Consider the following 14,385-nt stretch of genomic DNA (forward strand, 5'->3'; position numbering starts at 1 on the left):
ATGGAGCACTTATGAGCAAGAAATATTTTGGTACCGACGGCATTCGCGGTCGTGTTGGTGAATACCCGATCACGCCTGACTTCATGCTCAAGCTCGGCTGGGCGGCTGGTATGGCTTTCCGCAAGATGGGGGCCTGCAAGGTGCTGGTCGGCAAGGACACGCGGATCTCCGGTTATATGTTCGAATCGGCACTCGAGGCCGGGCTGACCTCGGCGGGCGCCGATGTGATGCTGCTCGGCCCGATGCCGACGCCTGCCATCGCTTATCTGTCGCGTACGTTCCAGGCTGAAGCCGGTATCGTGATAAGTGCCTCGCACAACCCGCATGATGACAACGGCATCAAGTTCTTCTCCGGTAAAGGCACCAAGCTGCCGGATGAGTTGGAGTTGATGATCGAAGAATTGCTCGACACGCCGATGACCGTTGTCGAGTCGAGCAAGATCGGCAAGGTGTCGCGAATCAATGACGCATCGGGTCGCTACATCGAGTTCTGCAAAAGCAGCGTTCCTACTGGCTCCAATTTCGCCGGCCTGAAGATCGTCATCGACTGCGCGCATGGTGCGACTTATAAGGTTGCACCTAGCGTCTTCCGTGAGCTGGGTGCCGAAGTTGTCGTGCTATCTGCCCAGCCGAATGGGTTGAACATCAACGATAACTGCGGTTCCACGCATATGGGGCCGTTGCAGGCCGCCGTTCTGGCTGAGCATGCGGACCTGGGTATCGCCTTCGACGGTGATGGCGATCGGGTACTGATGGTCGATCACACCGGCGCCATTGTTGATGGTGACGACCTGCTGTTTATCATTGCCCGCGATCTGCATGAGCGTGGCAAGTTGCAGGGTGGCGTCGTCGGTACGTTGATGAGCAATCTTGGTCTCGAACTGGCCCTTGCGGATCTGTCGATCCCGTTCGTTCGCGCCAATGTCGGTGACCGCTACGTGATTGCCGAACTGCAAGAGCGCAACTGGCTCGTTGGTGGGGAAAACTCCGGGCATGTGGTCTGCTTCAACCATACCACCACGGGCGATGCGATCATCGCGGCTCTGCAGGTGTTGATGGCTCTGAAATCCCGCAACGAAGGTCTGGCGCAAACGCGTCAGGCGTTGCGCAAGTGCCCTCAGGTGCTGATCAACGTTCGCTTTGGCGGCGGTGAAAGCCCGCTGGAGCATCCGGCTGTCAAGGAAGCCAGTGCCCGTGTAACTCAGGCGATGGCGGGGCGCGGTCGCGTGCTTCTGCGCAAGTCCGGCACAGAGCCTCTGGTGCGCGTAATGGTCGAAGGCGAGGACGAAAACCAGGTTCGCGGCTATGCCGAAGAGCTGGCAAAACTGGTAACCGAAGTTTCTGCCTGATACGGCTTGCAAGCCATGATTGTGTTGGGTAACATCTGCGCCCACTTTGACCGACGAGGTACAGCATGCGTCGCCCTATGGTAGCTGGTAACTGGAAGATGCACGGTACCCGCGCCAGCGTCGCTGAGCTGATCAACGGCCTTCGTCATCTGGCCTTGCCTAGCGGTGTTGATGTCGCGGTGTTCCCGCCTTGCTTGTATATCAATCAAGTGATTGATGGCTTGAAAGGCAAGTCGATTTCGGTCGGCGCGCAGAATTCTGCGGTGGAAGCCATGCAAGGTGCGTTGACTGGTGAGATTGCTCCCAGCCAACTGGTGGATGCAGGTTGTTCCCTGGTGCTTGTCGGGCACTCCGAACGCCGCCAGATTATGGGCGAGCGAGACGGGATGCTGAATCGCAAGTTCGCAGCGGCACAGGCATGTGGCTTGACTCCGGTGTTGTGTGTAGGGGAAACCCTCGAGCAGCGCGAAGCCGGAAAAACTCTTGAAGTTGTCGGGCGTCAGCTGGGCAGCATCATCGAGGAGCTGGGTGTCGGTGCCTTTGCCAAGGCAGTGATTGCATACGAGCCGGTCTGGGCCATTGGTACCGGGCTGACTGCAACGCCGCAACAGGCTCAGGATGTGCATAAGGCCATTCGCGAGCAGTTGGCGGCAGAGAATTCTGAAGTCGCACGAGGTGTGCGGCTTCTATACGGCGGCAGCGTGAAGGCGGCCAATGCGGTCGAACTGTTCGGCATGCCGGATATCGATGGGGGGCTCATTGGTGGAGCTTCCCTGAATGCAGATGAGTTCGGTGCGATTTGTCGCGCCGCGGGAAACTGAAAAAATGCTGGAAACAGTCGTAGTCGTTTTTCATCTGCTGGGTGCATTGGGCGTAGTTGCTCTGGTTTTGCTGCAGCAGGGTAAGGGTGCGGACGCTGGCGCGTCTTTCGGAGCAGGTGCTTCAAATACTGTGTTCGGAAGCCAAGGTTCCTCTACCTTTCTTAGTAAGTTTACTGCTATACTTGCCGCCGGTTTCTTCATAACCAGCTTGGGGTTAGGTTACTTTGCTAAAGAGAAAGCTCATCAGCTGACTCAAGCAGGTCTTCCAGATCCAGCAGTGTTGGAAGTACCTAAGCAACAACCGGCTTCTGATGATGTCCCGGTGCTTCAAGAGCAAAAGTCGGCTACTCCAGCGACTGACGTGCCTCCAGCTCAAGAGCAGAAGTAAGAAGGGTTTCAAACGTAGTATTGCCGAGGTGGTGGAATTGGTAGACACGCAACCTTGAGGTGGTTGTGCCCATAGGGTGTAGGGGTTCGAGTCCCCTTCTCGGTACCAATTAGTCAGGAGAGCCCGCTGTTGCGGGCTTTCTTGCAGGTGGAAGGTTACATTGACCCTAAAAGGGATCGGTCGTATACTTCCGCCCCAGCTTTGTCGCGGGGTGGAGCAGTCTGGTAGCTCGTCGGGCTCATAACCCGAAGGTCGTCGGTTCAAATCCGGCCCCCGCAACCAGTTTAAGGAGCCCCTTTTAAGGGGCTTTTTGTTAGCTGGATACTTTCAACGCCGCTGTTCGACGGCGTTTCAAGGATGGGCGTTATGCCCATTTTTTTATTTTGCAAAGCATGCACATATCATGCACTAGGGGGTTCAGGTGTCGAGCAAGCTAGAAGAGTTGCAGGCCTTGCTGGCCCCGGTGGTCGTGGCCCTGGGCTATGAATGCTGGGGTATCGAGTTTTCGGCTCAGGGTCGGCACTCGATGTTGCGCGTTTATATCGATAAAGAGGGTGGCGTGCTGGTGGACGACTGCGCCATTGTCAGCCGTCAGATCAGCGGTGTCCTGGATGTTGAAGATCCAATCTCCGTTGAATACACCCTTGAAGTTTCCTCGCCTGGCATGGAGCGCCCGCTGTTCACTCTTGAGCAGTTTGCCAAATTTGCCGGTGAACAAGTGAAGATCAAGCTGCGCTCGCCTTTCGAAGGTCGACGCAACTTTCAGGGCCTTCTGCGCGGTGTAGAAGAGCAGGACGTCGTGGTGCAGGTAGAAGACCACGAGTTCCTGTTGCCGATCGATATGATCGACAAGGCCAACATTATTCCCAGTTTTGACTGAGACGCGGATCCCGCGGATCCAATGGCTTGCGAAAGGCGAGGCGTACGATGAGCAAAGAAGTACTGCTGGTTGTTGAGTCGGTATCCAATGAAAAGGGTGTACCGGCAAGCGTAATTTTTGAAGCGCTGGAGCTGGCTCTGGCCACTGCTACCAAAAAGCGTTTTGAAGACGAAGTGGACCTGCGTGTGGAAATCAACCGCCACACCGGTTCTTACGAAACCTTCCGTCGCTGGACGGTCGTCGAAGAGAATGATCTCGACGATCCGGCCATCGAGACCTGGCCAAGCAAGGTTGCCGAAACGCATCCTGGTGCCAAGGTCGGTGACGTCGTCGAAGAGAAAATCGAATCCATCGAGTTCGGCCGCATCGCTGCACAGACTGCCAAGCAGGTCATCGTGCAGAAAGTTCGCGAAGCCGAGCGCGCTCAAGTGGTCGACGCCTATCGCGAGCGCCTGGGAGAAATCATCTCCGGCACCGTGAAAAAAGTTACCCGCGACAACGTGATCGTCGATCTGGGCAACAATGCTGAAGCATTGCTGGCCCGTGAAGACATCATTTCTCGCGAAACCTTCCGTGTCGGCGTGCGTCTGCGTGCGCTGCTCAAGGAAATCCGCACCGAGAACCGCGGCCCGCAGCTGATCCTGTCGCGTACCGCGCCGGAAATGCTGATCGAGCTGTTCCGTATCGAAGTGCCGGAAATCGCCGAAGGCCTCATCGAGGTCATGGCCGCCTCCCGTGATCCGGGTTCGCGTGCCAAGATCGCTGTCCGCTCCAAGGACAAGCGCATCGACCCGCAAGGTGCCTGCATCGGTATGCGCGGTTCGCGCGTCCAGGCGGTATCGGGTGAGTTGGGCGGTGAGCGTGTTGATATCGTGCTGTGGGACGACAACCCGGCCCAGTTCGTTATCAACGCCATGTCCCCGGCCGAGGTTGCGGCAATTATCGTTGACGAAGATGCCCATGCCATGGACATCGCCGTTGGCGCAGACAATCTGGCTCAGGCCATCGGTCGCGGTGGTCAGAACGTGCGTCTGGCGAGCCAGTTGACTGGCTGGACCCTGAACGTGATGACCGAATCGGACATCCAGGCTAAGCAGCAAGCAGAAACCGGCGACATCCTGCGCAACTTCATCGACGAGCTGGAAGTCGACGAAGAACTGGCTCAGGTGCTGGTAGATGAAGGCTTCACCAGCCTGGAAGAGATTGCCTACGTACCGGTGGAGGAAATGCTCAACATCGACGGCTTTGACGAGGACATCGTCAACGAGCTTCGTGCTCGCGCCAAGGATCGCTTGTTGACCAAAGCCATCGCTACTGAGGAAAAGCTGGCAGACGCCCATCCGGCCGAAGACCTGCTCTCGCTTGAGGGTATGGACAAGGATTTGGCGATGGAACTGGCGGTGCGCGGCGTAATTACCCGCGAAGACCTGGCCGAGCAGTCTATTGACGACCTGCTCGACATCGACGGCATTGACGATGATCGTGCCGGCAAGTTGATCATGGCCGCCCGAGCCCACTGGTTCGAGTAATTAGGCGCGGCCTGAGGAGAGAAGTGCATGACGCAAGTCACGGTGAAACAACTGGCCGATGAGGTCAAAACACCGGTAGAGCGCCTGTTGCAGCAGATGCGTGAGGCAGGTCTGCCGCACACCGCCGCCGACGAAAATGTGACTGACAGTGAGAAGCAATCCCTGCTGACTCACTTGAAGAGCAGTCACAAGGCGAAAGTGGAAGAACCACGCAAGATCACGCTGCAGCGTAAAACCACCAGCACCCTGCGTGTGGCTGGTAGCAAGAGCATCAGCGTTGAAGTTCGCAAGAAGAAAGTTTTCGTACAGCGCAGCCCGGAAGAAATCGAAGCCGAGCGCAAGCGTGAACTGGATGAGCGTCGCGCAGTAGAAAATGCTGCCCGTCAGAAGGCTGAAGAAGAAGCCAAGCAGCGCGCCGAAGAAGAAGCGCGTCGCCAGCCTGCTGCTGCGCAAACCGCTGCCAGCGACGCCGTTGCGGCACCGGCTGCTGCCGAACCTGTTCGCGAAAGCGCACCGGTGGCTGCTGCTCCTGCTCCATCGGCTGACGTTCGCAACAAGCAGAACGAACAGCGCCGTCCGGACAAGCCACGTGCCGACGATAACAATCGTCGCAGCGGTGGCGGTGATGGCGAGCGCAAAAACGCTCCGCATCGCGCATCGGTCAAAGAAAAAGCCCCGGCACCACGTGTGGCGCCACGCACTACCGACGAAGAAAGCGATGGCTTCCGTCGTGGTGGTCGCGGCAAGGCCAAGCTGAAGAAGCGCAACGCCCACGGTTTCCAGAGCCCGACCGGCCCTGTCGTGCGTGATGTGCAGATCGGCGAGACCATCACGGTTGGCGATCTGGCCAATCAGATGTCGGTCAAAGCGGCTGAAATCATCAAGTTCATGTTCAAACTGGGTACCCCAGCGACCATCAACCAGGTGCTTGATCAGGAAACTGCTCAACTGGTAGCCGAAGAACTGGGCCACAAAGTGACCCTGGTCAGCGACACCGCTCTGGAAGATTCCCTGGCCGAGTCCCTGAAGTTTGAAGGTGAGTCGTTCTCCCGTGCACCAGTCGTGACCGTAATGGGCCACGTTGACCACGGTAAGACTTCCCTGCTCGACTACATCCGTCGTGCCAAGGTAGCTGCTGGCGAAGCCGGCGGTATCACCCAGCACATCGGTGCATACCACGTTGAGACTGATCGCGGCATGGTCACTTTCCTCGACACCCCGGGTCACGCTGCGTTTACCGCAATGCGTGCCCGTGGTGCCAAGGCGACCGACATCGTGATCCTCGTGGTTGCAGCGGACGACGGCGTGATGCCGCAAACCATCGAAGCGGTTCAGCATGCTCAGGCAGCTGGCGTGCCGCTGGTGGTAGCAGTGAACAAGATCGACAAGCCGGGCGCTGATCTCGATCGCATCCGCAGCGAACTGTCGGTTCACGGCGTGACTTCCGAAGACTGGGGTGGCGACACACCATTCGTTCCGGTTTCGGCGAAGATGGGTACTGGCGTGGACGAGCTGCTTGAAGCCGTTCTGCTGCAGGCCGAAGTTCTCGAACTGAAAGCTACACCGTCGGCTCCTGGCCGTGGTGTGGTGGTTGAATCGCGTCTCGACAAGGGTCGTGGCCCGGTGGCAACCGTGCTGGTTCAGGACGGTACGCTGCGTCAAGGCGACATGGTCCTGGTCGGTTCGAACTACGGCCGTGTACGTGCCATGCTCGACGAGAACGGCAAGCCGATCAAGGAAGCCGGTCCATCCATCCCTGTCGAGATCCTCGGCCTGGACGGTACCCCGGACGCTGGCGACGAGATGAGCGTGGTTGCCGACGAGAAGAAAGCCCGTGAAGTGGCTCTGTTCCGTCAAGGCAAGTTCCGCGAAGTCAAACTGGCTCGCGCTCACGCCGGCAAGCTGGAAAACATCTTCGAAAACATGGGTCAGGCCGAGAAGAAGACGCTCAACATCGTCCTCAAATCCGACGTCCGTGGTTCGCTGGAAGCGTTGAACGGTGCCTTGAATGGCCTGGGCAACGACGAAGTACAAGTGCGCGTCGTGGGTGGCGGTGTCGGTGGTATCACCGAATCCGACGCCAACCTGGCACTGGCTTCCAACGCTGTACTGTTCGGCTTCAACGTGCGTGCCGATGCCGGCGCTCGCAAGATCGTCGAGCAGGAAGGTCTGGATATGCGTTACTACAACGTGATCTACGACATCATCGAAGACGTCAAGAAAGCCCTGACCGGCATGCTCGGCAGCGATGTTCGCGAGAACATCCTGGGTGTGGCCGAAGTGCGTGACGTGTTCCGTTCGCCGAAGTTTGGCGCGATCGCCGGTTGCATGGTGATCGAAGGTGTGGTGCACCGTAACCGTCCGATCCGTGTACTGCGTGAAGACATCGTTATCTTCGAAGGCGAGCTGGAATCCCTGCGCCGCTTCAAGGATGACGCTTCCGAAGTACGTGCCGGCATGGAATGCGGTATCGGCGTGAAGAGCTACAACGACGTCAAAGTCGGCGACAAGATCGAAGTCTTCGAGAAGGTTCAGGTTGCTCGCAGCCTCTGACTCGCGCACTTCAAGGGCCACGATGGGCCGTCGCATGCAAATGCACGGCACAGCGTCCGGACTCTAAACGCAACGCCCGGTCTGGCTTTTGTCAGGCCGGGCGTTTGCCGCTTTCAGACCTTGCGGGTTTCACCGCTGGGCAGTAACAGGTAACAAATCATGGCAAAAGAATACAGCCGTACCCAACGTATCGGCGATCAGATGCAGCGCGAGCTGGCGCAACTGATCCGTCGCGAAGTCAAAGACCCGCGCGTCGGCCTGGTCACCATCACCGCTGTGGAAGTGTCCCGTGACGTCGGTCACGCGAAGATTTTCATTACCGTGATGGGTCAGGACAACGCTGAAGACATCGCGCAAAGCATCAAGGTGCTCAATGCCGCCGCAGGCTTCCTGCGCATGCAATTGGCCCGCGAAATGAAGCTGCGCAGCGTGCCGCAACTGCACTTCCACTACGACGAATCCGTCGTGCGTGGCGCGCATCTGTCGGCGCTGATCGAGCGCGCCGTCGCTGAAGACAATCAGCACGTTGCCGCTCCTGCACCTGAAGACACCAAGGAGTAATTCGGTGGCTCAGGTCAAACGTATCCGTCGTAACGTCAGCGGAATCATCCTGCTCGACAAGCCGTTGGGGTTCACCTCCAACGCGGCATTGCAGAAGGTGCGCTGGCTGCTCAATGCCGAAAAGGCCGGGCACACCGGCAGCCTCGACCCGTTGGCCACCGGCGTGTTGCCGCTGTGCTTCGGCGAGGCGACCAAGTTCTCGCAATACCTGCTCGATTCCGACAAGGGCTATGAGACTCTGGCGCAACTGGGCAAGACCACCACCACGGCCGATGCCGAAGGCGAGGTTTTGCAGGAGCGTCCGGTGACCGTTGGTCGCGCCGATGTCGAAGCGGTTCTGCCGAAATTTCGTGGGCAAATCAGTCAGATACCGCCGATGTACTCGGCACTCAAGCGTGATGGCCAGCCGCTGTACAAACTGGCACGTGCAGGCGAAGTAGTGGAGCGCGAACCGCGTTCTGTTACTATTGCGCGCTTGGAATTGCTGGCCTTCGAAGGCGATACTGCGCGGCTTGCGGTGGACTGCAGCAAGGGCACCTATATTCGGACCCTGGTGGAGGATATCGGTGAGCAACTCGGTTGTGGTGCGTACGTCGCAGAATTGCGTCGGACCCAGGCCGGGCCTTTCACCCTGGCGCAGACTGTTACTCTCGAAGAGCTGGAAGCGGTACATGCCGAAGGCGGCAACGAGGCGGTCGATCGCTTCCTGATGCCATCGGACAGCGGCCTGCAGGATTGGCCGCTGCTGCATTTCTCGGAAGCGAGTGCGTTCTACTGGCTCAACGGCCAGCCGGTACGTGCCCCGGATGCACCGAAGTTCGGCATGGTACGAGTACAGGATCACAATGGTCGCTTCATCGGTATCGGTGAAGTGAGCGAAGACGGGCGTATCGCGCCGCGTCGCTTGATTCGGTCAGAATGACCGGAACCGGTCTGCGCAAGCGGGCCGGCGAGTGTGGCTGTTAACAGGCATGGTCACTACTCATTTATAGATACAGGGATTTGTCCCTGGCCTGTTGAAGCTGTTTCCCTGAAACAGTTTCCTGATAAGGAAGGATTGCCTCATGGCTCTCGACGTTCAAGAAAAAGCTCAAATCGTTGCTGACTACCAGCAAGCTGTTGGTGACACTGGTTCGCCAGAAGTGCAGGTTGCACTGCTGACCGCCAACATCAACAAACTGCAAGGTCACTTCAAGGCCAACGGTAAAGATCACCACTCCCGTCGTGGTCTGATCCGCATGGTTAACCAGCGTCGCAAACTGCTGGACTACCTGAAAGGCAAGGACGTAAGCCGGTACGCCGCGCTGATCGCTCGCCTGGGTCTGCGTCGCTAATCAGCGATTGCGCTATGAGGTTGGTGGTCTGTCGGGCGTCAGCGGTTTTCCGCTGGCGTCTTGCAGGCTCCCAGCCTCAAGTTTTATCTGCAGCATGGCTTTACCTGTAGCACCCGGACAATTGCCATCGGGCCGATTCCCGAGATTGCCCAAGAATTCGCAAGAAACCGTTTCCCCCAAGAGCCACAAAGAAGGTAGGACACCGTGAACCCGGTAATCAAAAAATTCCAGTTCGGTCAATCGACCGTTACCCTCGAGACAGGCCGTATCGCCCGTCAGGCCTCCGGCGCAGTATTGGTCACCGTTGACGACGACGTCAGCGTGTTGGTGACTGTTGTCGGTGCAAAGCAAGCCGATCCGGGCAAGGGTTTCTTCCCTCTGTCCGTGCACTACCAGGAAAAGACTTACGCTGCCGGTAAGATCCCTGGCGGTTTCTTCAAGCGTGAAGGCCGTCCTTCCGAGAAAGAAACCCTGACTTCCCGACTGATCGACCGTCCGATCCGTCCGCTGTTCCCAGAAGGCTTCATGAACGAAGTGCAGGTTGTCTGCACCGTCGTTTCCACCAGCAAGAAGACCGATCCGGACATCGCTGCGATGATCGGTACCTCGGCTGCCCTGGCCATTTCCGGCATTCCATTCGACGGCCCGATCGGCGCCGCTCGCGTGGCTTTCCACGAAAGCACCGGCTACCTGCTGAACCCGACTTACGAGCAGCAGGCCGCTTCGAGCCTGGACATGGTCGTTGCCGGTACTTCCGACGCCGTGCTGATGGTTGAATCGGAAGCCAAAGAGCTGACCGAAGACCAGATGCTGGGCGCGGTACTGTTCGCTCACGACGAATTCCAGGTTGTGATCAACGCTGTGAAAGAACTGGCTGCCGAAGCCGCCAAGCCAACCTGGAACTGGGCTCCTGCGCCAGAAGCCACCGAACTGCTGGGCGCTATCCGTGCCGAGTTCGGCGAAGCGATCTCCCAGGCTTACACCATCACCATCAAGGCCGACCGTTACGCTCGCCTGGGTGAGCTGAAGGACCAAGTGGTTGCCAAGCTGTCCGGTGAAGAAGGCCAGCCAAGCGCTGCTGAAGTCAAAGCAGCCTTCGGCGAAATCGAATACCGCACCGTTCGCGAAAACATCGTCAACGGCAAGCCACGTATCGACGGTCGCGACACCAAGACTGTACGTCCGCTGAACATCGAAGTCGGCGTTCTGCCGAAGACTCACGGTTCGGCTCTGTTCACCCGTGGCGAGACCCAGGCACTGGTTGTTGCAACACTGGGCACCGCCCGTGACGCGCAACTGCTGGACACCCTGGAAGGCGAAAAGAAAGACCCGTTCATGCTGCACTACAACTTCCCGCCGTTCTCGGTAGGCGAGTGTGGTCGCATGGGTGGCGCCGGTCGTCGCGAAATCGGTCACGGCCGTCTGGCCCGTCGTTCGGTTTCGGCCATGCTGCCAGCCGCTGACGTGTTCCCGTACACCATCCGCGTGGTGTCGGAAATCACCGAATCCAACGGTTCGAGCTCGATGGCTTCCGTGTGCGGTGCTTCCCTGGCACTGATGGACGCTGGTGTACCGATGAAGGCACCGGTGGCCGGTATCGCCATGGGTCTGGTTAAAGAAGGCGAGAAGTTCGCCGTCCTGACCGACATCCTCGGCGACGAAGATCACCTGGGCGACATGGACTTCAAGGTAGCCGGTACCGCCAAAGGCGTTACTGCGCTGCAGATGGACATCAAGATCAAGGGCATCACCGAAGAGATCATGGAAATCGCTCTGGGCCAGGCCCTTGAAGCGCGCCTGAACATCCTCGGCCAGATGAACCAGATCATTGGCCAGTCGCGTACCGAACTGTCGGCCAACGCTCCGACCATGATCGCGATGAAGATCGACACCGACAAGATCCGTGACGTTATCGGTAAAGGTGGCGCGACCATCCGTGCGATCTGCGAAGAAACCAAGGCTTCGATCGACATCGAAGACGACGGTTCGATCAAGATCTTCGGCGAAACCAAGGATGCCGCAGAAGCAGCGCGTCAGCGCGTTCTGAGCATCACGGCAGAAGCCGAGATCGGCAAGATCTACGTCGGCAAGGTTGAGCGCATCGTCGACTTCGGCGCATTCGTCAACATCCTGCCGGGCAAGGACGGTCTGGTGCACATCTCGATGCTGAGCGACGCTCGCGTTGAGAAAGTGACCGACATCCTGAAAGAAGGCCAGGAAGTGGAAGTGCTGGTACTGGACGTGGACAACCGCGGCCGTATCAAGCTGTCCATCAAAGACGTGGCAGCTGCCAAGGCTTCGGGCGTTTAATCGCCCCAACGCTTTAGCGCAATGAAGATGCCCCCGCCGTGCAAACGGCGGGGGCATTTTTTTATCTGAAATAAAGAAATTGTGGCGAGGGGATTTATCCCCTCGCCACAAATGTGGTTCTCAAAAGAAAACCATCAGACAACCCACAAATTTGCCGGAGCTCGAGACCGGTGCTAGGTTTAGCCCACCGCCCGTGTAGCTCAGCCGGTAGAGCAGCGCACTCGTAACGCGAAGGTCGCAGGTTCGATTCCTGTCTCGGGCAAAAAATTTTCGCCTTCGGTTTTATGCGTGGTGTTGGAGGTATTCGTTCAGTGCTTGACGTGTCAGATCATTCAACGACACATTTTGACGGGTTGCCGCCAGAGCCGCTGCTAAATGCAGATCGTGACCTATGCGAACATTGAACGATCCTTTGCATGGGATTTCAGGCTTCTGCCCGAGCTGCTGACAGGTTTGTAAATAGTCATCTACCGCCTCGCGAAAGGCTGCTTCCAGTTCAGCCACCGTTTGTCCTTCATAATTAACCAGCGCCCTGATGAAAAGGAGTTTTCCGAACAGGCACTTATCTTCCGTGCTCGCCTCGATAGAGCCAACATAGCCTTTGTAGTGCAGCTGGGAACTCATGGAATCAGGCCTCCTGTTTTCAGTTGCTCGATAATCTGGCGTCTTGCGTATGTTTTGATTTCATTTCCGGGATGTGGCTTGTGCAGGTTGATCATTGCGCTCGGATTCCCGTTGTCGAATTTGATCCTGCTACCGGATCCTTCCAGCTGAGAGTAACCAAGACGCGCCAACAGAGTGACAAGCTCGGACCATGTGAATGCGCTTTGGCCGTTGACAAGTTTGGCGAGAAGTTTTTCAGTCTTTGACATGCTGGCCTATGATTGCAACTGAATATAGTTGCCTGTTTTTGGGCGGTCAATGTGAAGGTTTCGTTCGCCTTGACCTCAAAGGCGATGGCGAGGATTTATACGCAGTGAATTTCGCGCATGGAAACCGGAAACTGTAACCAAGCGCATACCACCCTTCATTTCATTCCCCCGGTTGCACTGGCTTGCGTCTCTGTTAGGATTCCTTCGTACCAGACAAGCAAGCACCGTTGTTTTCATATGATCCACGAATGGTCCTGAAGGCCAGGAAAAACCGAGCTTCCAATGGCTTCCTGCGTCAGAGAGATCCTTGATGATCCAGATCCATCCTCCATTCCTAAGATCAGCGAGAACCCCATGACTGAATTGACCCAAGAGCAACGCCACGAACAAGCGCTGGAAAAATACCTTCTGGATGTGCCGGACCTGAAGGATGAGATCAAGGACCTGAGTCCCGATGATCAAAAAGACCAGATCCAGTGGGCCTTCGAAGACGAAGCCGAAGCGCAGGGCTTGCAGCCGTGGGAGCTGACGCTCAAGTACACGAGCTCGCCGGAAGAGTTCGAGGCGCAGCGCCTCGTGCTGCACAAGGAAGCGGCGGAAGTCTTGGGTGTCGAGTGGGAAGAGTACTGCGAGATGAACAATCTCGTCGTATGACGAGAGCTTCAAGTTTCAAGCTGCAAGCTACAAGTCGAAGCAGAATCGCTCAGCTTGTAGCTTGTAGCTTGTAGCTTGTAGCTTGTAGCTTGTAGCTTGTAGCTTGCAGCTTGTAGCTCAGAGACTCAGTCGCATCGACAGATCCACCGCTTTGACATCCTTGGTCATCGCGCCGATCGAGATGTAATCCACGCCCGTTTCGGCGATCGGCAGCAGCGTGCTTTCGTTGATGCCGCCGCTGGCTTCCAGTTTTGCTTTGCCGGCCGTCAGGCGTACGGCTTCGCGCATGTCATCCAGGCTCAGTTCGTCGAGCATGATGATGTCGGCGCCGGCTTCCAGCGCTTGCTTCAATTCCTCAAGACTTTCCACTTCGATTTCCACCGGTTTGCCCGGGGCGATCTTGTGTGCGGCGGCCACGGCTTCGGCGATGCCTCCGCTGGCGGCAATGTGGTTTTCCTTGATCAGGAAGGCGTCGTACAGACCGATCCGGTGGTTGTGACAGCCGCCGCAGGTCACCGCATATTTCTGAGCCAAGCGCAGGCCGGGCAGGGTTTTACGGGTGTCGAGCAACTTGACCTGCGTTTCACCGACGAAGTCCGCCAGGTACTGCGCGCGCGTCGCCACGCCAGACAGCAACTGCAGGAAGTTCAACGCGCTGCGTTCACCGGTCAGCAGTGAGCGAGCCGGGCCTTCCAGGTGAAACAGCGGCTGATTGGCTTTGACCCGCTGGCCGTCGACCACTTGCCAATGCACCGCCACGCGCGGATCGAGCTGGCGAAACACCGCATCGACCCACGCGGTGCCGCAGATGACCGCGTCGTCACGGGTGATGATGGTGGCTTTGGCCAGGCGTTCGGCCGGGATCAGTTGCGCGGTGATGTCGCCGCTGCCGATGTCTTCGAGCAACGCACGGCGCACGTTGTTTTCGATTTCGGCGGTCAGATCGGCGAGACGTAGATTCGGCATAACGGACTCCACAAACAAAGTGGTTCGATTATAGGGGCAGGGCGCGAGCCAACCCAAGGCGAGAACGTTCGTGCCTGACGCATCTGGTCGATTTTCCTGCGCTGAGTGCGAGGTGTGGCGTATAGGGGAAACCCTGAGGCCTATAGCATCGCCGGCCTGTTTTGCCAG

The 14,385-nt window shown here is 57.6% G+C and carries 14 protein-coding genes and 3 tRNA genes; 14 read left to right on the forward strand and 3 right to left on the reverse strand.

Going from position 1 to position 14,385, the window contains the following annotated elements; translation table 11 throughout:
• Positions 1-11 precede the first annotated feature (11 nt).
• From glmM to ACZ9BE_RS01625, 13 genes are all read left to right on the forward strand, one after another.
• Positions 12-1,349, forward strand: a complete 1,338-nt coding sequence (glmM, locus tag ACZ9BE_RS01565; protein ID WP_041477931.1) for a phosphoglucosamine mutase — start codon at positions 12-14, stop codon at positions 1,347-1,349.
• Positions 1,350-1,414: 65 nt separating this feature from the next.
• Positions 1,415-2,170, forward strand: a complete 756-nt coding sequence (gene tpiA, locus ACZ9BE_RS01570) for a triose-phosphate isomerase (protein WP_056782873.1) — start codon at positions 1,415-1,417, stop codon at positions 2,168-2,170.
• Between the two features lie 4 nt (positions 2,171-2,174).
• A complete protein-coding gene (gene secG, locus ACZ9BE_RS01575; protein WP_016771756.1) occupies positions 2,175-2,558 on the forward strand; it encodes a preprotein translocase subunit SecG in 384 nt (127 codons plus the stop codon).
• A gap of 22 nt (positions 2,559-2,580) precedes the next feature.
• A tRNA-Leu gene (locus ACZ9BE_RS01580) sits at positions 2,581-2,666 on the forward strand.
• Positions 2,667-2,763: 97 nt separating this feature from the next.
• Positions 2,764-2,840, forward strand: a tRNA-Met gene (locus tag ACZ9BE_RS01585).
• Positions 2,841-2,979: 139 nt separating this feature from the next.
• Complete coding sequence (gene rimP, locus ACZ9BE_RS01590; protein WP_007973115.1) at positions 2,980-3,438, forward strand: ribosome maturation factor RimP; 459 nt, start codon at positions 2,980-2,982, stop codon at positions 3,436-3,438.
• Positions 3,439-3,485: 47 nt separating this feature from the next.
• A complete protein-coding gene (gene nusA / locus ACZ9BE_RS01595) occupies positions 3,486-4,967 on the forward strand; it encodes a transcription termination factor NusA (RefSeq protein ID WP_024011569.1) in 1,482 nt (493 codons plus the stop codon).
• Between the two features lie 27 nt (positions 4,968-4,994).
• Positions 4,995-7,520, forward strand: a complete 2,526-nt coding sequence (infB, locus tag ACZ9BE_RS01600) for a translation initiation factor IF-2 (RefSeq protein WP_041477933.1) — start codon at positions 4,995-4,997, stop codon at positions 7,518-7,520.
• A gap of 159 nt (positions 7,521-7,679) precedes the next feature.
• On the forward strand, positions 7,680-8,081 hold the full coding sequence (gene rbfA, locus ACZ9BE_RS01605) for a 30S ribosome-binding factor RbfA (protein ID WP_016771753.1): 402 nt from the start codon (positions 7,680-7,682) through the stop codon (positions 8,079-8,081).
• A 4-nt stretch (positions 8,082-8,085) separates the two neighbouring features.
• Complete coding sequence (truB, locus tag ACZ9BE_RS01610) at positions 8,086-9,003, forward strand: tRNA pseudouridine(55) synthase TruB (RefSeq protein ID WP_024011571.1); 918 nt, start codon at positions 8,086-8,088, stop codon at positions 9,001-9,003.
• A 142-nt stretch (positions 9,004-9,145) separates the two neighbouring features.
• Positions 9,146-9,415, forward strand: a complete 270-nt coding sequence (gene rpsO, locus ACZ9BE_RS01615; RefSeq protein WP_016771751.1) for a 30S ribosomal protein S15 — start codon at positions 9,146-9,148, stop codon at positions 9,413-9,415.
• Positions 9,416-9,619: 204 nt separating this feature from the next.
• Entirely contained in the window at positions 9,620-11,725 is a 2,106-nt protein-coding gene (gene pnp, locus ACZ9BE_RS01620; RefSeq protein ID WP_024011572.1) for a polyribonucleotide nucleotidyltransferase, read from the forward strand.
• Between the two features lie 189 nt (positions 11,726-11,914).
• Positions 11,915-11,987, forward strand: a tRNA-Thr gene (locus ACZ9BE_RS01625).
• 20 nt (positions 11,988-12,007) lie between these two features.
• Here the strand turns inward: ACZ9BE_RS01625 and ACZ9BE_RS01630 are convergent.
• Complete coding sequence (locus ACZ9BE_RS01630) at positions 12,008-12,349, reverse strand: type II toxin-antitoxin system HicB family antitoxin (protein ID WP_056782875.1); 342 nt, start codon at positions 12,347-12,349, stop codon at positions 12,008-12,010.
• Positions 12,346-12,597: a type II toxin-antitoxin system HicA family toxin gene (locus ACZ9BE_RS01635; protein ID WP_056782877.1), complete on the reverse strand. Its 252-nt coding sequence runs from the start codon at positions 12,595-12,597 to the stop codon at positions 12,346-12,348. Before ACZ9BE_RS01635 ends, ACZ9BE_RS01630 begins: the two co-directional genes overlap by 4 nt.
• Positions 12,598-12,951: 354 nt before the next feature.
• On the opposite strand from ACZ9BE_RS01635, the gene ACZ9BE_RS01640 reads away from it, so the two are divergent.
• Entirely contained in the window at positions 12,952-13,251 is a 300-nt protein-coding gene (locus ACZ9BE_RS01640) for a DUF6388 family protein (protein WP_041477935.1), read from the forward strand.
• 117 nt (positions 13,252-13,368) lie between these two features.
• On the opposite strand, the gene nadC is transcribed toward ACZ9BE_RS01640, so the two are convergent.
• Positions 13,369-14,217: a carboxylating nicotinate-nucleotide diphosphorylase gene (gene nadC, locus ACZ9BE_RS01645; protein ID WP_476248846.1), complete on the reverse strand. Its 849-nt coding sequence runs from the start codon at positions 14,215-14,217 to the stop codon at positions 13,369-13,371.
• Positions 14,218-14,385: the final 168 nt, after the last annotated feature.

The sequence above is a fragment of the Pseudomonas sp. TE9122 genome (genome assembly GCF_056278925.1).

What these genes read in the sequence shown, in the direction of transcription:
- secG (WP_016771756.1), top strand. Translation starts at nt 2,175, where the DNA reads ATGCTGGAAACAGTCGTAGTCGTTTTTCATCTGCTGGGTGCATTGGGC.
- tpiA (WP_056782873.1), top strand. Translation starts at nt 1,415, where the DNA reads ATGCGTCGCCCTATGGTAGCTGGTAACTGGAAGATGCACGGTACCCGC.
- glmM (WP_041477931.1), top strand. Translation starts at nt 12, where the DNA reads ATGAGCAAGAAATATTTTGGTACCGACGGCATTCGCGGTCGTGTTGGT.
- nadC (WP_476248846.1), bottom strand. Translation starts at nt 14,217, where the DNA reads ATGCCGAATCTACGTCTCGCCGATCTGACCGCCGAAATCGAAAACAAC.
- infB (WP_041477933.1), top strand. Translation starts at nt 4,995, where the DNA reads ATGACGCAAGTCACGGTGAAACAACTGGCCGATGAGGTCAAAACACCG.
- rpsO (WP_016771751.1), top strand. Translation starts at nt 9,146, where the DNA reads ATGGCTCTCGACGTTCAAGAAAAAGCTCAAATCGTTGCTGACTACCAG.
- ACZ9BE_RS01640 (WP_041477935.1), top strand. Translation starts at nt 12,952, where the DNA reads ATGACTGAATTGACCCAAGAGCAACGCCACGAACAAGCGCTGGAAAAA.
- nusA (WP_024011569.1), top strand. Translation starts at nt 3,486, where the DNA reads ATGAGCAAAGAAGTACTGCTGGTTGTTGAGTCGGTATCCAATGAAAAG.
- ACZ9BE_RS01635 (WP_056782877.1), bottom strand. Translation starts at nt 12,597, where the DNA reads ATGTCAAAGACTGAAAAACTTCTCGCCAAACTTGTCAACGGCCAAAGC.
- ACZ9BE_RS01630 (WP_056782875.1), bottom strand. Translation starts at nt 12,349, where the DNA reads ATGAGTTCCCAGCTGCACTACAAAGGCTATGTTGGCTCTATCGAGGCG.
- rbfA (WP_016771753.1), top strand. Translation starts at nt 7,680, where the DNA reads ATGGCAAAAGAATACAGCCGTACCCAACGTATCGGCGATCAGATGCAG.